Here is a 22119-nt window from a genome sequence, read left to right as displayed (position 1 = left end):
CGAGTCTCTGGCTCGATCAGCCAGGTTGGCCTGGTTGTCAGTGCGCGGCGACGTCCCAGTTTTTGCCAGAACCGACCTGAACCTCGAGCGGAACCTTCAGGTCGGCAGCATGCCCCATTCGGTCGCGCACGATGTCCGTGAGCACATCGAGTTCTCCTTCGGCGACCTCGAACACCAGTTCGTCGTGCACCTGGAGGAGCAGCCGAGAGGACAGCTTCTTGCTCGATAGGTCGTGTGCCACACCCAGCATTGCAATCTTGAGGATGTCGGCTGCTGATCCCTGGATCGGCGCGTTCAGCGCCGCCCGCTCCGCGTTCTCCCGCAGAACGCGGTTCGATGATTTGAGGTCGCCGAAGGGACGTCGACGCCCGAAGATGGTCTCGGTGTAACCGTCCTCTCGAGCCTGCTCGACGACGCCGCGCAGATAGTCGCGCACGGCACCGAAACGGGCGAAGTAGTCTCCCATGAGCTGCTTGGCTTCGGCGGTATCGATGCGAAGCTGCTTCGAGAGTCCGAAGGCGCTGAGACCATAGGCGAGCCCGTAGGACATCGCCTTGACCTTGGTGCGCATGACCGGCGTCACCTCGGCCGGCTCGACATGGAAGATGCGCGAGCCGACGAAACGGTGCAGGTCTTCCCCGGAGTTGAAGGCCTCGATGAGCCCCGCATCGCCGGAGAGATGGGCCATGATCCGCATCTCGATCTGCGAATAGTCGGCGGTGAGCAGGGTGGTGAACTCCGGACCGCTTTCGAAGGCCGAGCGAATCTCCTTGCCCACGGCCGCGCGCACCGGGATGTTCTGCAGGTTCGGGTCGGTCGAGGAGATACGCCCCGTGCTCGTGCCTGTCTGGTCGTAGCGGGTGTGCACACGGTGATCGTCGGCGATGGCCTTCTCGAGGGTCTCCACCATCTGGCGGAGCTTGGTGGCGTCGCGATGCTGCAGCAGCAGGTCGAGGAATGGATGCGGATTCTGCTCCTGCAGGTCGGCCAGAGACGCGGCATCCGTCGAGTATCCGGTCTTGTTGGAGCGGGTCTTCGGCATGCCGAGATCTTCGAACAATGCCTGCTGAAGCTGTTTGGGAGAGCCGAGGTTCACCTCCCGGCCGAGCTCGGTATACGCACGGGAGGCGAGATCGGCAGCGGTCTCCCCCAGTTCACGATTGAGACGACCCAGGATCTCGGCGTTCACCGTGATCCCGGTGTTCTCCATCGTGGAGATGACGGGGATGAGTGGTAGCTCGATGGTGTCGAGAACACTGCGGGATCCGGCATCCAGGCGCTCTGCGAGGTATTCGCTGACCCGCAGCACATACCAGGCTTCCGTGGCCGGAGAGGCGGCTTCGACGTCGGGGACGAGCTGGTTCGGGTCGGCCACGGCGAGCCGATCGCCGAGGAAGTCGTAGACCTGGCCAGCAAGATCCTGCGAGTGGCCGCCAGGCTTGAGCAGCCAACTGGCGATCGTGGTGTCGAAGGTGACCCCGCCGAGACTGAGCCCTGCCCTGTCCAGGAGCTTGATCGCGGCCTTCGAGTCGTAGAGATACTTGGGAGCGTCGCCGGAGAGCCAGCTCTCCAATGCCGCGTAATCCAATCGTCCGGATGCCCACGGCACCCACGCGCTCTCATCGATGGAGGAGATGCCGAAGCCCGACAGCCCATCGGGCCCGATGGCCGGCTGCAGGCCGAGCGGAACCGTGCCCTTGCCTGAGGCGCTGTCGAGCCAGTGGCCGAGTTCCTCGTCGACGAGCGTCCTGACGACGGGTAGTCCGAAGGTCGGATCCGAGACCGCCTGTACGGCATCCGGGGTGAGAGTATCGCCTGCGGCGGCCGCGATCTTCAGCACGCGGTCGAGAAGGGTTCTGAACTGCAGTTTGTCGAAGACCTCGCGCACAGCGGTCTCGTCGATCGGTCGGCGTTCAAGGTCTTTCGGCCCGACCGGGAGCTCCACATCCGTGAGCAGCCGGTTGAGCTTGCGGTTGCGGATAGCGTTGTCTTTCTGCTCCCGCAGCTTCTCGCCCACCACACCTTTGATCTCGTCGGCGTGGGCCAGAACCTCGTCGAGGCCGCCGTACTGGGTGATCCACTTGACCGCCGTCTTCTCGCCGACCTTGTCAATACCGATCAGGTTGTCGCTGGTCTCGCCGACGAGCGCCGCGATCTCCGGATACTGGTGCGGCTCGACGCCGTACCGCTCGAAAACAGCATCGCGGTCGTAGCGTTTGAGCTCCGACACGCCGCGCGCGTTGGGGTAGAGCAGGGTCACGTCGTCGTTGACCATCTGGATGGCGTCACGGTCGCCGGAGACGATGAGCACCCGGAATCCCTGCTGCGCCCCCTCGACGGCGAGGGTTGCCAGAATGTCATCTGCCTCGTAGTCCTCCTTCGCGATGGTGGTGATGCCCATCGCGTGAAGCGCCTCTTCGAGAAGCGGGATCTGGCCGATGAACTCCGGCGGGGTCTCACCACGAGTTCCTTTGTATTCGGGATACTCGCGCGTACGAAAGGAGTATCGCGAGATATCGAAGGCCACGGCGAGATGAGTGGGTTTCTCATTCGCGAGCAGGTTGATGAGCATCGCGATGAAGCCGTGGATCGCGTTGGTGTGTTGCCCATCACGGTTCTGAAAGCTGTCAACGGGGAGGGCGTAGAACGCCCGGAAAGCGAGCGAATGCCCGTCGATTACGAGGAGGGTAGGCTTTTCGTTGTCCGGCACGGAGCCAGCCTATCCGTGGCCGCCGACAGGCCGAAGCCCCCCGAGAAGGATGCCCATGACGACTTTTCCCGAGAATCTCGACCCGGAACTCGTCGAACGGTTGATCTCCAGTGGCGGTGGCGAACTCGCCAGGAAGATGGGTATCGAGTTCCTCGAACTCTCCGCTGAGCATTCCGTTGCGACGATGCCGGTGGAGGGCAACACGCAGGTCGTCGGCATCCTGCACGGTGGCGCGCACGTCGTTCTCGCCGAATCGCTCGGATCGGTGTCATCCGCCATTCACGCCGGCCCCGGTCGCATCGCTGTTGGTATCGAAATCAACGCGAGCCACAGTCGCTCGACAACGTCAGGCACCGTGACGGCCGTCTGCACAGCCATCAATCTCGGGCGAACGCTCGCCACCCACGAAATCGCGATCAGCGATGATCAGGGCCGTCGGCTCTCCACGGTGCGGATGACGAACTTCCTCAAGGACAACTGAGCGAACCGCTGGTTCTGCCTCGAGCTATTTCTTCGCGGAGAGCTGCTCGATGATCGCCTGGGCGACATCGTGCATCGTGAGACGACGGTCCATGGACGCCTTCTGGATCCAGCGGAAAGCCTCAGGCTCGGTGAGCCCCATCTTCTCGTTGAGCAGCCCTTTGGCGCGATCGACGAGCTTGCGTGTCTCGAAACGCTCGACCAGGTCGGTCACCTCGGCCTCGAGAGTGATGATCTGCGCGTAGCGGGCGAGGGCAATCTCGATCGCTGGCAGCAGGTCGTTCGGCGTGAACGGTTTGACGACGTAGGCCAGGGCGCCAGCCTCGGTGGCACGCTCCACGAGCTCCTTCTGGCTGAAAGCCGTGAGAAGGACTACCGGGGCGATGTGATTCTTGGTGAGACGCTCAGCCGCGGAGATTCCGTCGAGAAGCGGCATCTTGACATCCATGATGACCAGGTCAGGACGAAGCTCGGTTGCCAGTGCAACGGCTGTCTCTCCGTCGCCGGCCTCGCCGACGACCTCGAAGCCGTTGTCGCGCAATGTCTCCACGATGTCGAGACGGATGAGCGACTCGTCTTCTGCAACAACTACGCGGCGAGGAGTCTGTGCTGGTGTTTCCTGGTCTGTCACGAGCTAAAGCCTACGGTATTCTTGTGCCCGGTAACGTGCGCCGGATTGGCGGAATGGCAGACGCGGAGCACTCAAAATGCTTTGCTCGAAAGGGCGTGCGGGTTCAAGTCCCGCATCCGGCACGGCTGATTTATCTGAGCGCTTCTGGCGGCCGGGCGGTTCGCGGCACCATCCATTAGCATTCAGCATATGTACGGCCCGCCGAGCCCGGTGGGCAGCGCACCCGAGCGTGAAGCGGTGACACGTTCTTCGATCCCGGAGATCGTTCGAGACAAAGGTGCACCATGAGTTGGCTCCGCTTTCTCTCGCTGACGACACCGTCCCGGCGTCGCGTACTGGCCGGCACCGCAGCTGCGCTCTCGCTGTGTGCCGCCATGCTCGCAGTTGCGTCGCCCGCCGACGCGGATACCGGCGCTCCTGAGCCTGGCGCCGTGCTCGGTTCCATCGCCACGCTCGCGCAGTCAGCGGTGGCGGCCAACAACGCGACCGCCATCGAGCGCGGCCATATCCAGGCGGCCATCGCTTCAGTTCACGCCAACTACCCGGACGACGTGAGTCCTTGGAGCGACACGGCCGGCACCAGTACGCCAGCCACATCGCAGGTGTTCTCGGTGAGATTCGACAACGGCTCGGACGGTCAGAGCGGATTGCCGGAGTCGTTCGGCATGCGTGCCGGCGTCCTCACCCGCTCCCCCGTGGGCGACGGATTCGTGGGAACGGTATTCACCGTCGGAGGGCTGAGAATCGTGTGCGGCCTCGACGCCACGATCAATACCGCAGCATTGCTGCTCGCCGCCATAGGAGACGACATGACCTGTCCGGTTGCGTCACTGCCCGTTGCCTCCTCGGTCACGAGCATGTGGGCCTGGGGAAACTCCGTCGATCCCCTGCTGGACAACCGCGGCCTGGGACAGGAGGCCATGACCCCCGAGGCGATCGCCACATTCGCCCATGAGCGCAACCTGTCGAAGGTCTACCTCGGGACGCCGTGGGCTGCTGATCAGGGCGCGATCGGAGTCTGGGTCCTGGCCACTGTCGATGCCCTGCATGCCGAGGGAATTCAGGTCGCGGCCCTCGGGGGCGACTCATCATGGCTTGAGAGGCCAGCCCTGATCGGACAGTGGATAAGCGCTGCGCGGTCTGCGGCGCCCTTCGACGCGATCGAGTTGGATGTCGAGCCGTGGGCCGGACAGCCGGAACCCGATTTCTCGGTCATCACGCCGAAGTTCGTCACTCTGCTCGGAGCGGCTCATGATGCGGCCGGACCGCTGCCTCTCGGGATCGATCTGCCATGGTGGCTCACGACGAAGAACACCGCAACCGGCAACGTCTTCGACACTCTGCTCGGCCACGTCGACTCCGTCGCCATTGTCGCCTTCTCCAACCACGCATCCGGCACCGACGGCATCATTGCGCTCGCCACCCCGGCTGTGCTGGCAGCTACCGCACAGGGCAAACCGTTCACCATCGGGGTCGAGACCGACACGCCGGAGATTGCCGGCGGTTCGCAGTTCACGTTCTTCGATCGTGGGCAGTCCGCGCTCAACATCGAAACCCGAACGGTCCGCGAGGCGTTCGACTCCACTGTCGGATACGCGGGTGTCACCGTCGAGCACCTGCTCTCGTGGAAGAAGCTCGGAAACTAGCTCCCGTACCGGGGCGTCCTCTCGCGGAGCGGTACATCCACGTCATCGACTGGTCGGCAGACGAAGGTCTAGGCTTTGCCAGATGCCTAAGGAGCAAACGATGACGAATACCTCAGGAACGCCTTCCGCCTCGGCCGGCTGGTATCCCGACGGCGACGGCTCGCCGCAGCTCAGATGGTGGAACGGCACCCAATGGACAGAACACACCCATGATCCCGCCGAGGCGGCCTCACAGACGCCATACTCGTTGAATGCCGCGGCTATCCCGACCGTCGGCACGGACAAGCCGGTGTACAACATCTTCATCTGGCTGATCGTTCTGCTGCCGATACTGTCGCTCATCTCGCTTGCCACCTTCGATTTGACCGACTACATGCGGCAGACCGTATCGAATCCCACGCGACCGGGGCCGGTCTTCACCGGTCCGTATCTGCTGCTGTCTGGCCTCGGAATCGTGATCTACCTGGTCTCCGTACTGTTGGCCTACTTCGATCGAAAAAAGCTCGAGGCCGATGGTTTCGTTCGACCGTTCCACTGGGCGTGGACCTTTCTTGGCGGTGTCGTCTACATCATCGGCCGTTCGGTTGTCGCCTATCGCCGAACGCGAAGTCGCGGACTCTGGCCGATCTGGGCCTTCGCGGTGATCTGGGTGGTCTCGATAGTGATCAACTCGGTGAAGCTGGCCGACTCTCTCTCTTCGGTGTTGCCGCACATCACGTCTCGCTCGTAGCGCACGAGAGACGGCGGAGAACCCAGATGGGTTCTCCGCCGTCTCTCGTTACCCGGTTACTGGGCCGCGTAGGCAGGCGCGACCTGGTTGTGAGCGTCGCCCATGCGATGCACGCGCATGTCGTTCGTGCCACCGGAGATTCCGGGAGGGGAGCCCGCGATGACGACGACCTTCTCGCCGAGCGCCGCCCGCGCGTGGCCGAGCAGCACATCGTCCACCTGTCCGAACAACTCGTCAGTGTGGGTCTTGCGGTCCACCAGGTAGGTTTCGGTGCCCCATACCCACGCCAGGCGATTGCGGATGCCGTTCTCCGGCGTGAAGGCAATGATCGGAATGCCATGGCGCAGTCGGGACATCCGACGCACGGAGTCCCCGCTCTCGGTGAACACGCAGAGATACCTGGCCTCGACGAACTCTGCGACCTCTGCGGCGGCCAGGGTGATCGCGCCGCCCTGGGTGCGCGGCTTCGTGCCGAGTGGGCCGATGCGCTCGAGACCGTGCTCCTCCGTGGAGGTGATGATGCGAGCCATGGTCTGCACGGTGACAACCGGGTACTCGCCGACGCTGGTCTCACCACTCAACATCACGGCATCCGCACCATCCAGAACGGCGTTGGCGACGTCGGAGGTCTCCGCGCGGGTCGGGATGGGACTGGAGATCATGGATTCGAGCATTTGCGTGGCGACGATGACCGGCTTGGCCATGCGGCGGGAAAGCTCGACGGCACGCTTCTGTACGATCGGAACCGCCTCGAGCGGCAGCTCCACGCCGAGGTCGCCCCGCGCGACCATGATGCCGTCGAAGGCATCGATGATTGCCTCGAGGTTGTCAACGGCTTGCGGCTTCTCGATCTTGGCGATGACGGGGAGCTTGACGCCCTCCTCTGCCATGATTTCGTGCACGCGCACGATGTCTTCGGCATCCCGCACGAAGGAGAGCGCGATCAGGTCGGCGCCGAGCCTGAGGCCCCAGCGGAGGTCTGCCTCGTCTTTGTCGGAGAGCGCAGGAACGTTGACCGCAACACCCGGGAGATTGATGCCCTTGTTGTTGCTCACGGCGCCAGCGACGACCACCCTGGTGGTGACCACGGTTCCGTCGGTCGAGATGACCTCGAGCTTGACCTTGCCATCGTCGATGAGCATCGGGTCACCGGCCTTCACGTCGTGGGGAAGACCTTTGAAGGTGGTGCCAGAGATATCTTTGTTGCCGACGATGTCTTCGATGGTGATCTTGAAGATGTCGTCGACCGCGAGATCGTATGGGCCGTTCTCGAACTTGCCGAGCCTGATCTTCGGGCCCTGCAGGTCGACCAGCACCGCGACCGCGCGACCGGAGTCAGTACTCGCCTTACGGACGTTCGCATAGACCTCCTCGTGCACGTCATAGCTGCCGTGGCTGAGGTTCATACGGGCCACATCGACCCCGGCGTCCACGATCGCCCGGATATTCTCATAGCTCGCGGTTGCTGGGCCGAGCGTGGCGACGATTTTTGCGCGTCTCATCTGTTTCTTTCTCTTGGGGTTCGTAGTCGCGGATGACGGGGCCTTGGCACTGTCGTCGCGCGCAGGCTTTAGATGTTGATTGCCCGATCCGTAGGACGAACCGGCGAAGGAAGTTCTGTCTTTCCCTCGAGGTAGCTGTCGACAGCCGCGGCCGCCGCGCGGCCCTCGGCGATCGCCCAGACGATGAGCGACTGGCCGCGTCCGGCGTCACCGGCGACGAATACGCCCGCCTCGCTGGTCTGGTAGTCGGCGTCGCGCTCGACGTTGCCTCGGTCCATGGGAACGCGCAGCTGGTCTTCGAGTTCGTCGCTCTCGGTGCCGGTGAATCCGAGTGCGAGAAGCACGAGGTCCGCAGGGATTTCACGCTCGCTGCCGGCTTTGGGCACACGACGACCGTCGAGGTACTCGGTCTCGGCGACGCGGATGGCGCGCACCTCTCCCACCTCGTTGGCGAGAAATTCGACGGTGGAAGCGAGATAGACCCGCTCGCCGCCCTCCTCATGCGCGCTCGACACCTCGAAGAGTGTCGGCGATATCGGCCATGGCTGATGCTCCGGGCGTTCCGAGGGTGGCTGGATGCCGATGGCGAGGTTGGTGACGGACAGTGCTTGCTGGCGGTGCGCAGTGCCGATGCAGTCTGCTCCGGTGTCGCCGCCGCCGAGAACCACGACATGCTTGCCTTCAGCGGTCAACTGGTCGATGACCGTGTCACCGGCTCCCACGCGGTTCTGCTGCACGAGGTATTCCATGGCGAAGTGCACGCCGGAGAGATCGCGGCCGGGAATCGGGAGGTCGCGCGGCTTGAGAGCACCCGTGGCGACCACGACGGCGTCATAGCGCCCGCGCAGTTCGTCCCAGGCGATATCCACGCCGATGGTGACACCGGCACGGAACCGGGTGCCCTCGGCCTGCATCTGCTTGAGACGCATCTCGAGGTGCTTCTTTTCCATTTTGAAGTCCGGGATGCCGTAGCGCAGCAGCCCGCCGATGCGATCGTCCCGCTCGAAGACGGCGACTGTGTGGCCGGCACGGGTGAGTTGCTGGGCTGCCGCAAGACCTGCAGGTCCGGAACCGACCACAGCGATCGTTTTGCCGGTGAGGCGCTCTGGCGGATGCGGCTCCACCCAGTCGTTCGCAAAGGCCTGGTCGATGATCGACACCTCGACCTGCTTGATGGTGACCGCAGGCTGGTTGATCGCCAGGACACATGAACTCTCGCACGGTGCCGGGCACAGCCTGCCGGTGAACTCAGGAAAGTTGTTGGTGGCGTGCAGTCGGTCGATCGCCTGCCGGCCTTCGCCGCGCCAGGTGAGGTCGTTCCACTCCGGGATCAGGTTGCCGAGAGGGCAGCCGTGATGGCAGAACGGGATGCCGCAGTCCATACAGCGCCCCGCCTGCTTGCGCGTGGTGGCCGCGTCACCCTGCTCGTAGACCTCTTTCCAGTCCATGAGCCGAAGCGCGACCGGGCGACGTGCAGGAAGCTCTCGTTCCCTGGTCTTCAGGAATCCCTTCGGATCAGCCACCGGTCACCTCCATGATTCGATTCCATACGACATCGCCGTCAGGGTCCAGTCCTTCTTCCACCGCAGTCGCACGCGTCGCCAGTACGGCAGCGTAATCGCGTGGCAGCACCTTGACGAATCGAGCGATGGTCGCATCGAAATCGTCGAGCATCCGCCTGGCGACTTCTGAGTCGGTCTGTGCGAGATGCTGCTCCAACAGGTCTTTGACAATCGCGATGTCTCCGGCTCCGAGCGGAAGCAATTCGAGCTCGCCGGTGGCGAGAGAATCGCGGTTGACGCGTTCCGGTTTGAGGTCGTAGATGTAGGCGGTTCCGCCGGACATGCCTGCCCCGAGGTTGCGGCCAGTTCCGCCGAGGATCAGCGCGAGCCCACCGGTCATGTACTCGAGGGCGTGATCCCCCACCCCCTCGACCACCGCGGTCGCACCCGAGTTGCGCACCAGGAAACGCTCACCGACGATGCCACGCAGGTACATACTGCCCTGGGTTGCGCCGTAGCCGATGACGTTGCCTGCAATGACGTTGTGCTCGGCTTCGAAGCCGCTCCTCGCATCCGGGCGGATGATGATCTGCCCACCACAGAGGCCCTTGCCCACGTAGTCGTTGCTATCGCCTTCGAGCCGCAGGGTGATGCCGCTTGGCAGGAATGCGCCGAAGGACTGGCCTGCGGTGCCGGAGAGCTTCACGTCGATGGTGCCGGTAGGCAGGCCGTTCTCGCCGTGCCGGAGTGTCACCTCGTGGCCGAGCATGGTGCCGACGGCCCGTTCGGTGTTGCGGATTGGCAACGAGATCGACACCTGTTCGCCATCCTGCAAGGCGCTGGAGCTCTGACGGATCAGTTCCACATCGAAGTGCTTGTCGAGCTCATGCTCCTGCTTGGTGACGTTGGAACGCGGCTCTTCAGGACCGAATACCGGACCCTGCAGAATCGGTGACAGGTCGAGCCCGTCCGCCTTCCAGTGCTCGATCGCGCGGTTCACATCGAGCAGCTCTGCGTGACCGATGGCCTCTTCGATCGACCGGAATCCCAGTTCTGCCAGGTACTCGCGCACCTCCTGGGCCAGGAACTCGAAGAAGTTGACGACGAATTCCGGCTTGCCGGAGAAACGCTTGCGGAGCTCCGGGTTCTGCGTGGCAACGCCAACAGGGCAGGTGTCGAGGTGGCAGACGCGCATCAGGATGCATCCGGAGACGACGAGAGGCGCCGTGGCGAAACCGAACTCTTCCGCGCCGAGCAGTGCCGCGACAATCACATCGCGACCGGTCTTCATCTGGCCGTCGACCTGCACCACGACCCGACCGCGCATACCGTTCAGCATGAGCGTCTGCTGGGTTTCTGCAAGACCCAACTCCCATGGTGTTCCCGCGTGCTTGAGCGAGTTGAGCGGGCTTGCACCCGTACCACCGTCGTGACCTGAGACGAGCACGACATCAGCGAGAGCCTTCGTCACACCGGCGGCAACCGCACCGATACCCGACTGGCTCACCAGCTTGACGTGCACGCGGGCATCGGGGTTTGCCCTTTTCAGGTCGAAGATAAGTTGCTTGAGGTCTTCGATCGAGTAGATGTCGTGGTGCGGCGGCGGGCTGATGAGTCCGACGCCCGCTGTCGCGTGACGAGTGCGCGCGATCCACGGGTACACCTTGGCCGGGGGCAGCTGACCACCTTCTCCGGGCTTCGCGCCCTGCGCCATCTTGATCTGGATGTCCGTGGCATGGGTGAGGTACATGCTCGTGACGCCGAAACGGCCAGAGGCTACCTGCTTGATCGCGCTGCGACGAGAGGGGTCGAGCAGCCGCGCGGTGTCTTCGCCACCCTCACCCGTGTTGCTCTTGGCGCCGAGCTGGTTCATGGCGATCGCGAGAGTCTCGTGGGCCTCCGCGCTAATCGAGCCGTAGCTCATTGCGCCGGTGGAGAACCGCTTGACGATGGATGCCACCGACTCCACCTCGTCCAGCGGCACAGCCGGCCTCACACCCTCACGCAGCCTGAACAGGCCGCGAACGGTCATCAGCTGTTCGGCCTGGTCGTCCACGAGCCTGGTGTAGTCGCGGAAGATGTCGTAGCGGCGCGACCTGGTCGCGTGCTGCAGTCGGAAGACGGTGTCCGGGTTGAACAGGTGCGGCGGGCCATCTCGCCGCCACTGGTACTCGCCACCGGTAGCGAGGCGCTCGTGGGCGCTGATCGCCTCATCCTCCGGGTACGCGGCAGCATGCCTGGATGCCGACTCCGCAGCTACGACGTCGATGCCGATACCGCCGAGCAGGCTGGATGTTCCGGTGAAATACTGGTCGACGAACTCCTGGCTGAGACCGACAGCTTCGAAGGCCTGGGCGCCGGCATAGGAACCGACGACGGAGATACCCATCTTCGACATGATCTTGAGCACACCCTTGCCGAGGGCCTTGATCAGGTTCTTCACGGCCTTCTCGGGCGTGAGGCTGGTGATCATGCCGCTGCGCACGAGTTCCTCTGCGGATTCCATCGCCAGGTACGGATTGATCGCCGAAGCGCCGTAGCCGATCAGCAGCGCGATGTGGTGCACCTCGCGCACATCGCCAGCCTCGACGATGATGCCGACCTTCATGCGATTCTGCGACCGGATGAGGTGGTGGTGCACCGCAGCGAGCATCAGCAGTGACGGAACGGGTGCCAACTCTTTGTTGGAATCACGGTCGGAGAGCACGATGAAGAGTGCGCCGTCTTCGATGGCGCTGTCGACCTCGACACACATCGCCGCGATCCGCTGCTCCATGGCCTTTGGACCCTGGTCGACGCGGTAGAGACCCCTGATCGTGCGAGTCGGGTTGAATCCCGCCCGCGACGTCTTGGGTGCGATGTGCTGGATCTTGGCGAGTTCATCGTTGTCGATCACCGGGAAGTCGAGGATTACCTGGCGCGCGTGTTCCGGTGTCGCGTCCAGCAGGTTGCGCTCCGGGCCGAGCCCCAGCTTGAGCGAGGTGACGACCTCTTCACGGATGCTGTCCAGTGGCGGATTCGTCACCTGGGCGAACTGCTGGGTGAAGTAGTCGAACAGCAGGCGCGGGCGCTTGCTGAGTACGGCGATCGGAGTGTCGGAGCCCATAGCCCCGAGCGGCTCCGCTCCATTCTCCGCCATCGGCCGCAGCAGGATGCGCACCTCCTCCTCGGTGTAACCGAAGATCCGCTGGCGGCGGGTGACCGACGCCGGCGTGTGCACGATGTGTTCACGCTCAGGAAGATCCTTGAGGTTGATGCGACCCTTGTCGAGCCACTCGCCCCACGGCTCCGCAGCAGCGAGTTCGCCCTTGATCTCGTCGTCTTCGATGAGGCGACCGGCCTCGGTGTCGACGAGGAACATCTTGCCGGGGCGGAGACGGCCCTTGCGGACCACCTTGCTCGGGTCGATGTCGAGCACGCCGATCTCGCTGGCGAGCACGACCAGGCCGTCGTCTGTGACCAGGTAGCGTCCCGGGCGCAGACCGTTGCGGTCGAGCGTCGCACCGACGAGTGTGCCGTCGGTGAAGACGAGGGCGGCCGGGCCGTCCCACGGCTCCATCATCATCGCGTGGTACTCGTAGAAGTCGCGGCGGGCATGGTCGATGTCGACCTGGTTCTCGTAGGCCTCGGGAACCATCATCATCATCGCGTGAGGCAGCGAGCGTCCGCCGAGGTTGAGGAGTTCCACGACCTCGTCGAAGGAGGCGGAATCGCTGGCACCGGGGGTAACGATCGGGAAGATCGGCGTCAGATCGCCGAGCAGGTCGGATTCGAGCTGCGACTGGCGCGCCCGCATCCAGTTGCGATTGCCCTGAACGGTATTGATCTCACCGTTGTGCGCGATCATGCGGAACGGTTGAGCGAGAGGCCACGATGGGAAGGTGTTGGTGGAGTAGCGCGAGTGCACCAGGGCCAGTCGTGAAGCGAAGCGCTCGTCGGAGAGGTCGGGGTAGAACGGCTCGAGTTGCAGCGTGGTGACCATGCCCTTGTAGACCAGAGTGCGGCTCGAGAGCGAGGGGAAATAAGCGTTGAGTTCGCGTTCAGCTCGCTTGCGCAGCCGGAAAGACTGCCGGTCGAGGGCGATTCCGGCGACGTCGTCACCGTGGGTGCTCTTCAGGAAAACCTGCTCGAAGAACGGCATGGCCTCGCGAGCCAGGTTGCCGAGTCCTTCCGGGCGCACCGGAACCTCACGCCAGCCGAGAACCTCGAGATGTTCCTCGGTGGCGAGGGCCTCGATACCGTCCTTGATGGCTGCGCGCTCGGCGTCGTGGGTCGGCAGGAAGGCGGTGCCAACGACGTAATGCCCGACGGCGGGCAACTCGAAGTCCACGACAGCGCGGAAGAAGTCGTCGGGAATCTGCGTGACGATGCCTGCGCCGTCGCCGGTACCGGCATCCGAGCCGATAGCGCCGCGGTGCTCGAGGTTGCGAAGAGCGCCGAGGGCGGCGTCGATGATGTCGTGACCTGCCGTGCCACGCAGGGTGGCGACCATGGCGAGACCACAGGCGTCGCGTTCACGGCGCGGGTCGTACATGCCTGAGGCAGCGGGAACCGCGCTGAAGCGGGAAAAGGTTGGCGTGAGAGCCATTGTCAACCGTCCTCACGAAGAAAATGGTGCGTGGGGGACTACGGCGGCCCGGAAGGATGAAGGCAGGTGAGCTTCGGATCCGGCCCGCTACCTATTGTGATGTCGCTTTCGCTACGACTGTGGGCCTGCCCCGCTTGTGACGGACTTCTCGGCTTTCTTCGATCCGGACATGGTTGTGGTGACGAGTTCAGCGTCATTGCCGTCATCATCGATGTCCGAATACGTGTCGTCAGAGTCTACCTCAGCCGTCGGCGACCATTCACGTCCGGGAAGATAGACGCTCGGTTCGAGGCCGGGGTGACGACGCGTCTGCACGATGAAGATGATGAGTCCGATCACGATCGCTGCCCAGGCTGCCCAGACGTTGGTGCGCACCCCGAGGAAAATCAGGCTCGGGTCGATGCGCACGGATTCGAAGTAACTGCGGCCGAGTCCGTACCAGATCAGGTAGACCGCGAATACCTTGCCCCACTGGAGTTTGAACCTGCGCTCGAGGAACAGGATCACGGCGACGCCGACGACATCCCAGATGATCTCGTAGAGAAAAGTCGGCAGGAAGAGCGTGTCCGATGGCAGTCCGGCCGGAAAGGCCGGGTTGGACGACGCGATCTTGAGACCCCACGGAAGATTGGTCGGCACCCCGAAGAGTTCGTGGTTGAAGTAGTTGCCGAAGCGTCCGAAAGCCTGCGCGAGCAGAAGACCGGGCGCGAGAGTGTCGGCGAAACTCCAGAAGCGCACCCCGGCGAGCTTGCAGCCGATATAGGCCCCGATCGCCCCTCCGATGAGCGAGCCGAAGATGGCGATGCCGCCCTCCCAGACGTAGAGGACCTTCAGCAGGTCTTTACCGGGCCCGAAATAGTCGTCGGGGTGGGTGAGCACGTGGAAGGCACGGGCGCCGATGATGCCGAGCGGCACCGCCCATAGAGCGATGTCGAGCACGACGCCGCCGTCGGCGCCTCGGTTCTTCAGACGCCGTGCCGTGAGGATGGTCGCCACGACGATACCGACGAGAATGCAGACAGCATAGGTGCGGATATTGATGTCGAAGGGAAACCCGGTGAGGCCGATATCGCGGAGCCACTGGCCGAGGTTGAAGTTCGCCCAGGCGTCACTGGGGCTCGGAATGCTCAGGGGTAAAACCACAGTCCTGGTTGCCTTTCGTACTGGAGCTCAGCGTGAACTAGCTAAGCGTACTGCCCGTCGCCAACTGGGAAGCTGTGGCTGCGACGGCCTCCACTCCCCCGTCAGCGAGGGCTTTGACGAGTGCCGAACCGACGATCGCGCCGTCCGCGTACTGCAGAACCTCGCGCACCTGTTCGGCACTCGAGATGCCGACGCCGACACAGGTGGAGGTGGCGCCGGTGGTGCGCAGGCGCGCGACGAGAGCCCTGGCCGCGACATCCACATCACTGCGGGCACCGGTGATCCCCATGGTGGAGACCGCATACACGAAGCCGCGGCTCTTCTCCACCGCCTGGTGTAGTCGCTCGTCGGTGGATGATGGGGCAGCGAGGAAGATACGGTCGAGGCCCGTGCGTTCCGAGGCGTCGAGCCAATCGTGAGCCTCGTCTGGGATCAGGTCAGGTGTGATCAAACCTGCTCCCCCGGCAGCCGACAGCTCATCGGCGAATCGATCGACGCCGAACTGCAGCACGGGATTCCAGTAGGTCATGAGTAGCACTGGTGTGTCGACCTGCGCGCTGATCTCACGGATGGCGGTGAATGCGTCCCTGATGCGGAAGCCGGCCTTCAGCGCTGTCAATGTGGCCGCCTGGATGACCGGGCCGTCCATGACCGGATCGGAGTACGGCAGACCGAGCTCGATGACGTCGACGCCGTTCTGCGCGAGCGCGACCGCAGCGTCGATGCTCGTGGTGAGGTTGGGAAACCCGGCGGGCAGGTAGCCGATGAGGGCGCCGCTACCAGCAGTCTTGCGCGCCGCGATGACCGTCTCGACCGAGGTCATGACTGCTCGGCCCCGGCGTCGAGAATGTCGAAGTATCGACCGGCGGTCTCCATGTCTTTGTCGCCACGACCGCTCAGGTTCACCAGGATGATCGCCTCCGGCCCGAGCTCCTTGCCGAGTGTGATGGTTCCCGCGAGGGCATGCGCCGACTCGATGGCGGGGATGATTCCCTCTGTTCTCGAGAGTAGGCGGAGCGCACTCATGGCCTCGTCATCGGTGATCGGGAGGTAACTGGCGCGACCGATATCGGCGAGCCATGCATGCTCTGGGCCAACGCCCGGGTAGTCGAGACCGGCGGAGATGGAGTGGGACTCGACAGTCTGGCCGTCTTCGTCCTGCAGCATATAGCTGCGTGCGCCGTGCAGCACGCCGGGGCGGCCCTTGGTGATCGTGGCCGCATGATGCGGCGTCTCTGCGCCCTCGCCCGCTGCCTCGTAGCCGTAGAGCGCGACCGAGGGGTCGTCGAGGAAGGCGTGGAAGATGCCCATCGCGTTCGAGCCGCCGCCGACGCAGGCCGTGACGGCATCCGGAAGTCGTCCGGTGAGGTCGAGAACCTGCTGGCGCGCCTCCTCGCCGATGATCTTGTGGAAGTCGCGCACCATGACGGGGAACGGATGCGGCCCAGCGACCGTGCCCAGCAGGTAGTGGGTGTTTCCGACATTGGCGACCCAGTCACGCAGCGCCTCGTTGATGGCGTCTTTCAAGGTGCGGGACCCCGCGGTCACCGGGATGACCTCGGCGCCGAGCAGCCGCATCCGGGCCACATTGAGGGCCTGACGCTCTGTATCGACCTCGCCCATGTAGACGACGCACTCCATGCCGAACAGGGCGGCGGCCGTCGCGGTGGCGACGCCGTGTTGTCCGGCACCGGTCTCCGCAATGAGACGGGTCTTACCCAGGCGCCTGGCCAATAAGGCCTGCCCGAGCACGTTGTTGATCTTGTGCGAACCGGTGTGGTTGAGGTCCTCGCGCTTGAGGATGACGCGAGCGCCGCCGGCATGTTCGGCGAACCGTGGCACCTCGGTGATGATCGACGGCCGGCCGGTGTAGGTCGCATGGAGCTCGGCAAGCTCGGCCTGGAACGACGGATCGGTCTTCGCCGCCGTGTAGGCCGCATCCAACTCGTCGAGGGCCGCGATCAGCGACTCCGGCACGAAGCGCCCACCGTACTCGCCGAAGTAGGGCCCGAGTTCGTCGCGAAGGGCCATCAGAAGCCCAGGAATTCTGCGAGAGTGCGCACGGGATCTCCTGTGACGAGTGCTTCGCCGACGAGCACGACGTCCGCACCCGCGTTGCGATAGTGGGCGACATCCGCCGCCGTCTTGACTGCGGATTCCGCAACCCGGATGACGCCGGACGGAATCTGGTCGGCCAGGCTTCCGAAGAGGTCCTGGTTGAGTTCAAAAGTGCTCAGGTCACGGGCGTTCACGCCGATCAACCCTGCTCCGATATCGAGAGCGCGGGAGACCTCCTCCGCGTTGTGGGTCTCGATCAGAGCCGTCATCCCGAGCTGGGTGGTGAGTTCGAAAAGACTCGAGAGCGTCTGCTGGTCGAGGGCTGCGACGATGAGCAGCAGAATGTCGGCGCCGGATGCCCGTGCCTCGACGACCTGGTAAGGATCGGCGATGAAATCCTTACGCAGTACGGGCAGCTGCACCGCCTCACGCACGGCTTCGAGGTCCGCGAGCGAACCGCCGAACCTGCGCTGTTCTGTGAGCACACTGATCGCGCTCGCGCCACCGGTCTCGTAGGAGACGGCAAGTGCGGCCGGGTCGGGAATGTCAGCGAGTGGACCGCGGGAGGGACTCGACCGCTTCACCTCGGCGACGATCCTCACCCGGTCCGCCGGGGCGAGCGCCTCAAGAGCGTCGATAGCGGCCGGACGTGCGAGAGCGGCTGCCTCGACCTCGATGAGGCTGCGTGCAGCACGACGTTCCGAAGCATCCTGCAGGGCTCCGGCTACCAGATCGGAAAGCACCCTGCTAGTGCTCTTTCGCCGTGTACTTGGCGCCGGATACGCCGTAGCCGAGCCTGGCGAGGACACCGCCGACGATCAGGCCAATGATGAGGAGGCCGACGGAGGCCCAGACCACGATGACAACGTCGAAGAAGAAGGCGATGGTGCCTACGGTGAATGCCACCAGCATGATGATCACAGCGGTCCAGGCAGCCGGCGAGTTGCCGTGACTGGTGTCTGAGGTCTGATCGCTCACAGGTCTCCTTTGTGGGTGTTCGGTTGAAAGTCTAGCGTGAGGTCGGATCGCTGCCGCCGCTCAGCGTGTCCCAGTCGGAGACCGGATTGGCGCCCGGTTCCGCCGGCTCGGAGCCGGCAGGCTGGTACCGACGGGAGGACCCAGGCCAGTGTCGGGAGGTCACCAATACGAAGATCCCGAGGGCGAGAGTGAGCAGGCCGATGATCGCGGCGAGCCACGGCCACGCCGTCTGCGTGTACGAAGCGACGAGGCGCGCTACCGACTCCTTGCCGCTCACACCCGTGGCCGCAGTGACTACAGAAGTCGATGCCGCGATGGGGTCACCGATGGCCAGGATGCTGGAGAGGCCTACGGTGAATCCAATCAGCACCTGAACGACCCCGAGAACCGCGCGAAACACCGGCCCCGCGATCGCGAGCGCTGCAACCAGGGCGAGCCCGGCCAGAGCGAGGGCGACGAGTCCTGGCGCCGCCGCTTCACCGGTGACGGTGAGCGGTGCATGGCCCTTCTCCGAGCCGCCGAGCGTGAGGGTGAACCACTGGCTGGTCCAGGACAGCAGGGTGAGTCCGCTGAGCACGATGGCTCCCAGCAGACTGATGTTCTTGAGACGGCGCGAGCCCTTCATTGACCGACCCTCCAGTCGACCTGCTCGCGAGTCGCGGTCTCACTCATCCGGGCCGCCCAATGGTGGACTGCCGATGACCGGTGCCAGCGGATCGACGTCGAAGCAGGCGTGCGCGCCGGTGTGGCAGGCGTTGCCGATCTGCTCGACACTGACGAGAAGGGTGTCCGCATCGCAGTCAAAGGCGGCAGCACGCACGTACTGGGCATTACCGGAGGTGTCACCCTTGCGCCAGTACTCCTGGCGCGACCGCGACCAGAAGGTGACCCGACCCTCGGTGAGCGTACGTCGCAGGGCTTCGGCGTTCATGTAGCCGAGCATGAGTACCTCGCGGCTGTCCCACTGCTGGATGATCGCCGGCAGCAGACCGTCGCTGTTGAAGGTGGCCCGTCTGAGAACGGAATCGATATCGACGCGGTTCGTTGAATCAGTCATGGTTACCTCACCGAGATACCCGCCGCAGCGAGTTCCCTCTTGACGTCGCCGACGGTCAGCTCGCCATTGTGGAATACGGATGCCGCGAGCACGGCGTCAGCACCGGCCTCGATCGCCGGGGCGAAGTGCTCGACAGCACCTGCGCCCCCACTAGCAATCACCGGTACGGGGGACAGTTCGCGCATGAGTCGCACCAGCTCCAGGTCGAAACCGTGCTTGGTGCCGTCGGCGTCGATCGAATTGACGAGCAGCTCTCCCGCTCCGCGCTCCACGACCTCACGCGCCCAGTCCAGCGCGTCGAGCTCGGTCTCCCGGCGGCCGCCGTGGGTGGTCACGACGAAACCCGACTTCGTGGCATCCGATCGCTTCACGTCGAGGGACAGCACGAGTACCTGCGCACCGAAACGGTCGGCGATCTCTCCGACGAGTTCTGGTCGCATGATCGCGGCGCTGTTGAGGCCCACTTTGTCGGCGCCACTGGCGAGCAGCCTGCTCACGTCGTCAGGACCGCGCACTCCCCCGCCGACAGTCAACGGGATGAAGACCTGCTCGGCTGTCGCGCGCACCACGTCGTAGGTGGTCGCGCGATCGTCGACGGTCGCTGTCACGTCGAGGAAGGTGATCTCGTCGGCACCCTGCTCGTAGTAGCGGCGGGCGAGTTCCACCGGATCACCCGCATCTCGCAGGTTCTCGAAATTCACGCCCTTGACGACGCGACCGGCGGCCACATCGAGGCATGGGATCACACGCACGGCGACAGGCATGATCAGATCCGCGCTGCGTGAATCGGGCTGACCAGTATCGCCCTGGCCCCGATGTCGTAGAGCTGGTCCATGATGTGGTTGGTGTCGTCTCGTCGCACCATCACTCGCACCGCGACCCAGTCGCTGTCGCGCAGCGGAGAGACCGTCGGAGATTCGAGGCCGGGCGTGACGGCGGATGCCGCCTCAAGCAGAGCGACAGGAAGGTCGTAGTCCATCAGCACGTACTGCCGCGCGACCAGCACACCCTGCAGCCGACGCTGGAGGGTGGTGATTCCGGGAATCTCGCGTGCGGCACTGATGAGCACAGCACTCGACTCGAGGATGACCGGACCGAAGATCTCGAGGCCCTGGGCGCGCAGGGTCGAACCGGTGGACACGACGTCGGCCACCGCATCCGCAACGCCGAGACGTACGGCGGATTCGACGGCGCCGTCGAGGGAGACCAGCGTGGCCTCGACCCCCGCCCGTGCAAGGAACGCGCCGACCAACCCCGGGTAACTTGTGGCCACCCGTACGCCGGCCAGGTCGGCCAGATCGGTGAAACGGCCGGCGATGCCAGCGAATCGGAAGGTGGATGCCCCGAAGTCGAGGCTCTCGATCTCCACGGCCGTCGATCCTGAGTCCAGCAGGAGGTCACGCCCGGTGATGCCGACGTCGAGTGCGCCGGATCCCACGTAGGTGGCGATATCGCGGGGGCGCAGATAGAAGAACTCGACGTCGTTGCGCTGGTCGACGACGTTGAGGGCTCGGGGGTCACGGCGGCCGACGTATCCGGCTTCCGAAAGCATTTCGGCTGCGGTCTCGCTGAGCGATCCTTTGTTGGGCACTGCGATTCGTAACATGTCAGGTCCCTCGTTGTGCAATTGCGGAGTACTCGCTGTCAGAGCAGCGTGGTCGATGGGAGGAAGGGAGGGATGGCGAACTCACAGATGTCGGTAGACATCCGCAGTCGTCAGGCCCCTCGCGACCATCAGTACCTGCAGGTGGTAGAGCAGTTGGGAGATCTCTTCCGCAGTCTCGTCGAGAGACTGGTATTCGGCGGCCATCCAGACCTCGGCGGCCTCTTCGACGATCTTCTTGCCGATGGCGTGCACACCGGCATCGAGCTCTGCCACGGTGCCGGAGCCTGCGGGCCGGGACACGGCCTTCTCACTCAGCTCCACAAAGAGATCGTCGAACGTCTTCACGGTTCAAGGCTACCGGTGTTCGGAGGTCTGGCCCGCCGGAACCCGACGGGCCAGTTCAGCTGACGGGGCTCAGCTCACGCCGAGCAGGTCGATCACGAAGATGAGGGTGCGGCCTGAGAGCTGGTGACCGCTTCCGGCAGCACCGTAGGCGAGCTCCGGCGGCACGACCAGTTGGCGGCGACCGCCGACCTTCATACCGGGGATGCCCTGCTGCCAACCGGCGATGAGGGCAGCCAGTGGGAAGTCGACCGACTGCCCACGGCTCCAGGAGGAGTCGAACTCCTCACCAGACTCGAGGTCGACCCCGAGGTAGTGCACGTCGACCTTGTCACCGGGTTTAGCCTCGTCGCCGGCCCCCTCCTCGATGTCGGTCATCACCAGGTCGGTGGGTGCTTCGCCGTCGTAGAAGTCGATCTCGGGCTTGGTCTTGTTGAACTCAGTCATGACTCAATTCAACCAGACCAAGACGGGCGGTGTGTCAGTGGAGATGGGTGGCGGCGGCGGCCCGTAGCGACTCGATCTGAGCGGCAGGGTCAGCCGCGTTGAAGACGCTCGAGCCCGCGACGAAGGTATTCGCTCCGGCTTCGGCCGCGGTGATTATCGTCTGCTCGTTGATGCCGCCGTCGACCTGCAGCCAGGTGTCGAGACCGCTCCTGGATGCGGCATCCCTGAGCAGGCCGAGTTTCGGCATGACGGACTCGATGAAGGACTGCCCGCCGAATCCTGGTTCCACGGTCATCACGAGCACCTGGTCGAACTCGGGCAGTAGCTCGAGGTACGGCTCGATGGCGGTGCCTGGTTTGACGGCGATGCCTGCCCTGGCGCCGATACTGCGTAGTCGCCGAGCCAGAGGCACAGGATCGGCGGCCGCTTCGGCGTGAAAAGTCACCGAGAATGCGCCAGCCTCAGCGTATCCGGGAGCCCAGCGGTCGGGGTCGTCGATCATCAGGTGCACGTCGAGCGGGAGGGGCGTGACGCGCTGGAGCGATTCCACCATCCGCTGGCCGAACGTGAGGTTGGGAACGAAATGGTTGTCCATCACGTCGACGTGGACGAGGTCCGCGCTGGCGATGCGCCCGAGTTCGTGCTCGAGGTTCGCAAAATCAGCGGTCAGGATGCTCGGGTTGATTCGCACGGCCATCT

At 64.2% G+C, this 22119-nt stretch carries 20 protein-coding genes and 1 tRNA gene; 4 read left to right on the top strand and 17 right to left on the bottom strand.

The features are described from left to right. Positions 1–37: 37 nt before the first annotated feature. A complete protein-coding gene (polA, locus tag ABIB56_RS01080) occupies positions 38–2710 on the bottom strand; it encodes a DNA polymerase I (protein ID WP_354566894.1) in 2673 nt (890 codons plus the stop codon). Between the two features lie 55 nt (positions 2711–2765). On the opposite strand from polA, the gene ABIB56_RS01075 reads away from it, so the two are divergent. Continuing rightward, on the top strand, positions 2766–3191 hold the full coding sequence (locus ABIB56_RS01075; RefSeq protein WP_354566892.1) for a PaaI family thioesterase: 426 nt from the start codon (positions 2766–2768) through the stop codon (positions 3189–3191). A 24-nt stretch (positions 3192–3215) separates the two neighbouring features. Here the strand turns inward: ABIB56_RS01075 and ABIB56_RS01070 are convergent, their stop codons facing one another. Further along, positions 3216–3821, bottom strand: coding sequence for an ANTAR domain-containing response regulator (locus tag ABIB56_RS01070; RefSeq protein ID WP_354566890.1), 606 nt, complete (start codon positions 3819–3821; stop codon positions 3216–3218). Positions 3822–3860: 39 nt separating this feature from the next. On the opposite strand from ABIB56_RS01070, the gene ABIB56_RS01065 reads away from it, so the two are divergent. The 3 genes from ABIB56_RS01065 (at position 3861) to ABIB56_RS01055 (ending at position 6197) form a co-directional block, all read left to right on the top strand. After that, positions 3861–3943, top strand: a tRNA-Leu gene (locus ABIB56_RS01065). Between the two features lie 162 nt (positions 3944–4105). Then, on the top strand, positions 4106–5467 hold the full coding sequence (locus ABIB56_RS01060; protein ID WP_354566889.1) for a hypothetical protein: 1362 nt from the start codon (positions 4106–4108) through the stop codon (positions 5465–5467). A 100-nt stretch (positions 5468–5567) separates the two neighbouring features. Then, entirely contained in the window at positions 5568–6197 is a 630-nt protein-coding gene (locus tag ABIB56_RS01055) for a DUF2510 domain-containing protein (RefSeq protein ID WP_354566888.1), read from the top strand. A 56-nt stretch (positions 6198–6253) separates the two neighbouring features. On the opposite strand, the gene pyk is transcribed toward ABIB56_RS01055, so the two are convergent. The 15 genes from pyk to rpe all read right to left on the bottom strand — a co-directional run bounded on the left by pyk (position 6254) and on the right by rpe (position 22117). Beyond that, the gene (pyk, locus tag ABIB56_RS01050) at positions 6254–7699 is read right to left on the bottom strand and encodes a pyruvate kinase (RefSeq protein WP_354566887.1); all 1446 of its coding nucleotides are present in this window, start codon (positions 7697–7699) and stop codon (positions 6254–6256) included. A gap of 68 nt (positions 7700–7767) precedes the next feature. Next, positions 7768–9222, bottom strand: coding sequence for a glutamate synthase subunit beta (locus ABIB56_RS01045; protein WP_354566886.1), 1455 nt, complete (start codon positions 9220–9222; stop codon positions 7768–7770). After that, positions 9215–13789, bottom strand: coding sequence for a glutamate synthase large subunit (gltB, locus tag ABIB56_RS01040; protein WP_354566884.1), 4575 nt, complete (start codon positions 13787–13789; stop codon positions 9215–9217). The genes ABIB56_RS01045 and gltB overlap by 8 nt, the downstream gene beginning before the upstream one ends. Positions 13790–13900: 111 nt before the next feature. Then, positions 13901–14932, bottom strand: a complete 1032-nt coding sequence (lgt, locus tag ABIB56_RS01035) for a prolipoprotein diacylglyceryl transferase (RefSeq protein WP_354566883.1) — start codon at positions 14930–14932, stop codon at positions 13901–13903. 37 nt (positions 14933–14969) lie between these two features. Further along, positions 14970–15755, bottom strand: coding sequence for a tryptophan synthase subunit alpha (trpA, locus tag ABIB56_RS01030; RefSeq protein WP_354566882.1), 786 nt, complete (start codon positions 15753–15755; stop codon positions 14970–14972). After that, entirely contained in the window at positions 15752–16963 is a 1212-nt protein-coding gene (gene trpB, locus ABIB56_RS01025; protein WP_354566881.1) for a tryptophan synthase subunit beta, read from the bottom strand. Before trpB ends, trpA begins: the two co-directional genes overlap by 4 nt. After that, positions 16963–17733: an indole-3-glycerol phosphate synthase TrpC gene (gene trpC / locus ABIB56_RS01020; RefSeq protein ID WP_354566880.1), complete on the bottom strand. Its 771-nt coding sequence runs from the start codon at positions 17731–17733 to the stop codon at positions 16963–16965. Before trpC ends, trpB begins: the two co-directional genes overlap by 1 nt. A gap of 4 nt (positions 17734–17737) precedes the next feature. After that, complete coding sequence (locus ABIB56_RS01015; protein WP_354566879.1) at positions 17738–17968, bottom strand: DUF6704 family protein; 231 nt, start codon at positions 17966–17968, stop codon at positions 17738–17740. A gap of 31 nt (positions 17969–17999) precedes the next feature. Next, the gene (locus ABIB56_RS01010) at positions 18000–18593 is read right to left on the bottom strand and encodes a Trp biosynthesis-associated membrane protein (RefSeq protein WP_354566877.1); all 594 of its coding nucleotides are present in this window, start codon (positions 18591–18593) and stop codon (positions 18000–18002) included. Between the two features lie 39 nt (positions 18594–18632). Continuing rightward, positions 18633–19025, bottom strand: a complete 393-nt coding sequence (gene hisI / locus ABIB56_RS01005) for a phosphoribosyl-AMP cyclohydrolase (RefSeq protein ID WP_354566876.1) — start codon at positions 19023–19025, stop codon at positions 18633–18635. Positions 19026–19027: 2 nt separating this feature from the next. Beyond that, positions 19028–19789, bottom strand: coding sequence for an imidazole glycerol phosphate synthase subunit HisF (gene hisF, locus ABIB56_RS01000; protein WP_354566874.1), 762 nt, complete (start codon positions 19787–19789; stop codon positions 19028–19030). Positions 19790–19791: 2 nt separating this feature from the next. Continuing rightward, positions 19792–20631: an ATP phosphoribosyltransferase gene (gene hisG / locus ABIB56_RS00995; protein ID WP_354566872.1), complete on the bottom strand. Its 840-nt coding sequence runs from the start codon at positions 20629–20631 to the stop codon at positions 19792–19794. Positions 20632–20712: 81 nt separating this feature from the next. Continuing rightward, positions 20713–20976 (bottom strand): phosphoribosyl-ATP diphosphatase, encoded by a 264-nt coding sequence (locus ABIB56_RS00990; protein WP_354566871.1) that lies wholly within the window; start codon positions 20974–20976, stop codon positions 20713–20715. A gap of 69 nt (positions 20977–21045) precedes the next feature. Further along, a complete protein-coding gene (locus ABIB56_RS00985; protein WP_354566870.1) occupies positions 21046–21420 on the bottom strand; it encodes an FKBP-type peptidyl-prolyl cis-trans isomerase in 375 nt (124 codons plus the stop codon). 34 nt (positions 21421–21454) lie between these two features. Continuing rightward, on the bottom strand, positions 21455–22117 hold the full coding sequence (rpe, locus tag ABIB56_RS00980) for a ribulose-phosphate 3-epimerase (protein WP_354566869.1): 663 nt from the start codon (positions 22115–22117) through the stop codon (positions 21455–21457). Positions 22118–22119: the final 2 nt, after the last annotated feature.

Source organism: Glaciihabitans sp. UYNi722, from assembly GCF_040549465.1.
Classification (GTDB): Bacteria; Actinomycetota; Actinomycetes; order Actinomycetales; family Microbacteriaceae; genus Lacisediminihabitans.
This window is presented reverse-complemented; position numbering and strand designations above follow the sequence as displayed.

Bases quoted from the DNA above. Each gene is read 5' to 3' on its own strand.
- hisG (WP_354566872.1), bottom strand. From the start codon at position 20,631: ATGTTACGAATCGCAGTGCCCAACAAAGGATCGCTCAGCGAGACCGCA.
- ABIB56_RS01055 (WP_354566888.1), top strand. From the start codon at position 5,568: ATGACGAATACCTCAGGAACGCCTTCCGCCTCGGCCGGCTGGTATCCC.
- rpe (WP_354566869.1), bottom strand. From the start codon at position 22,117: ATGGCCGTGCGAATCAACCCGAGCATCCTGACCGCTGATTTTGCGAAC.
- ABIB56_RS01010 (WP_354566877.1), bottom strand. From the start codon at position 18,593: ATGAAGGGCTCGCGCCGTCTCAAGAACATCAGTCTGCTGGGAGCCATC.
- gltB (WP_354566884.1), bottom strand. From the start codon at position 13,789: ATGGCTCTCACGCCAACCTTTTCCCGCTTCAGCGCGGTTCCCGCTGCC.
- ABIB56_RS00985 (WP_354566870.1), bottom strand. From the start codon at position 21,420: ATGACTGAGTTCAACAAGACCAAGCCCGAGATCGACTTCTACGACGGC.
- hisI (WP_354566876.1), bottom strand. From the start codon at position 19,025: ATGACTGATTCAACGAACCGCGTCGATATCGATTCCGTTCTCAGACGG.
- ABIB56_RS01075 (WP_354566892.1), top strand. From the start codon at position 2,766: ATGACGACTTTTCCCGAGAATCTCGACCCGGAACTCGTCGAACGGTTG.
- hisF (WP_354566874.1), bottom strand. From the start codon at position 19,789: ATGCCTGTCGCCGTGCGTGTGATCCCATGCCTCGATGTGGCCGCCGGT.
- ABIB56_RS01060 (WP_354566889.1), top strand. From the start codon at position 4,106: ATGAGTTGGCTCCGCTTTCTCTCGCTGACGACACCGTCCCGGCGTCGC.
- trpB (WP_354566881.1), bottom strand. From the start codon at position 16,963: ATGGCCCTTCGCGACGAACTCGGGCCCTACTTCGGCGAGTACGGTGGG.
- trpA (WP_354566882.1), bottom strand. From the start codon at position 15,755: ATGACCTCGGTCGAGACGGTCATCGCGGCGCGCAAGACTGCTGGTAGC.
- pyk (WP_354566887.1), bottom strand. From the start codon at position 7,699: ATGAGACGCGCAAAAATCGTCGCCACGCTCGGCCCAGCAACCGCGAGC.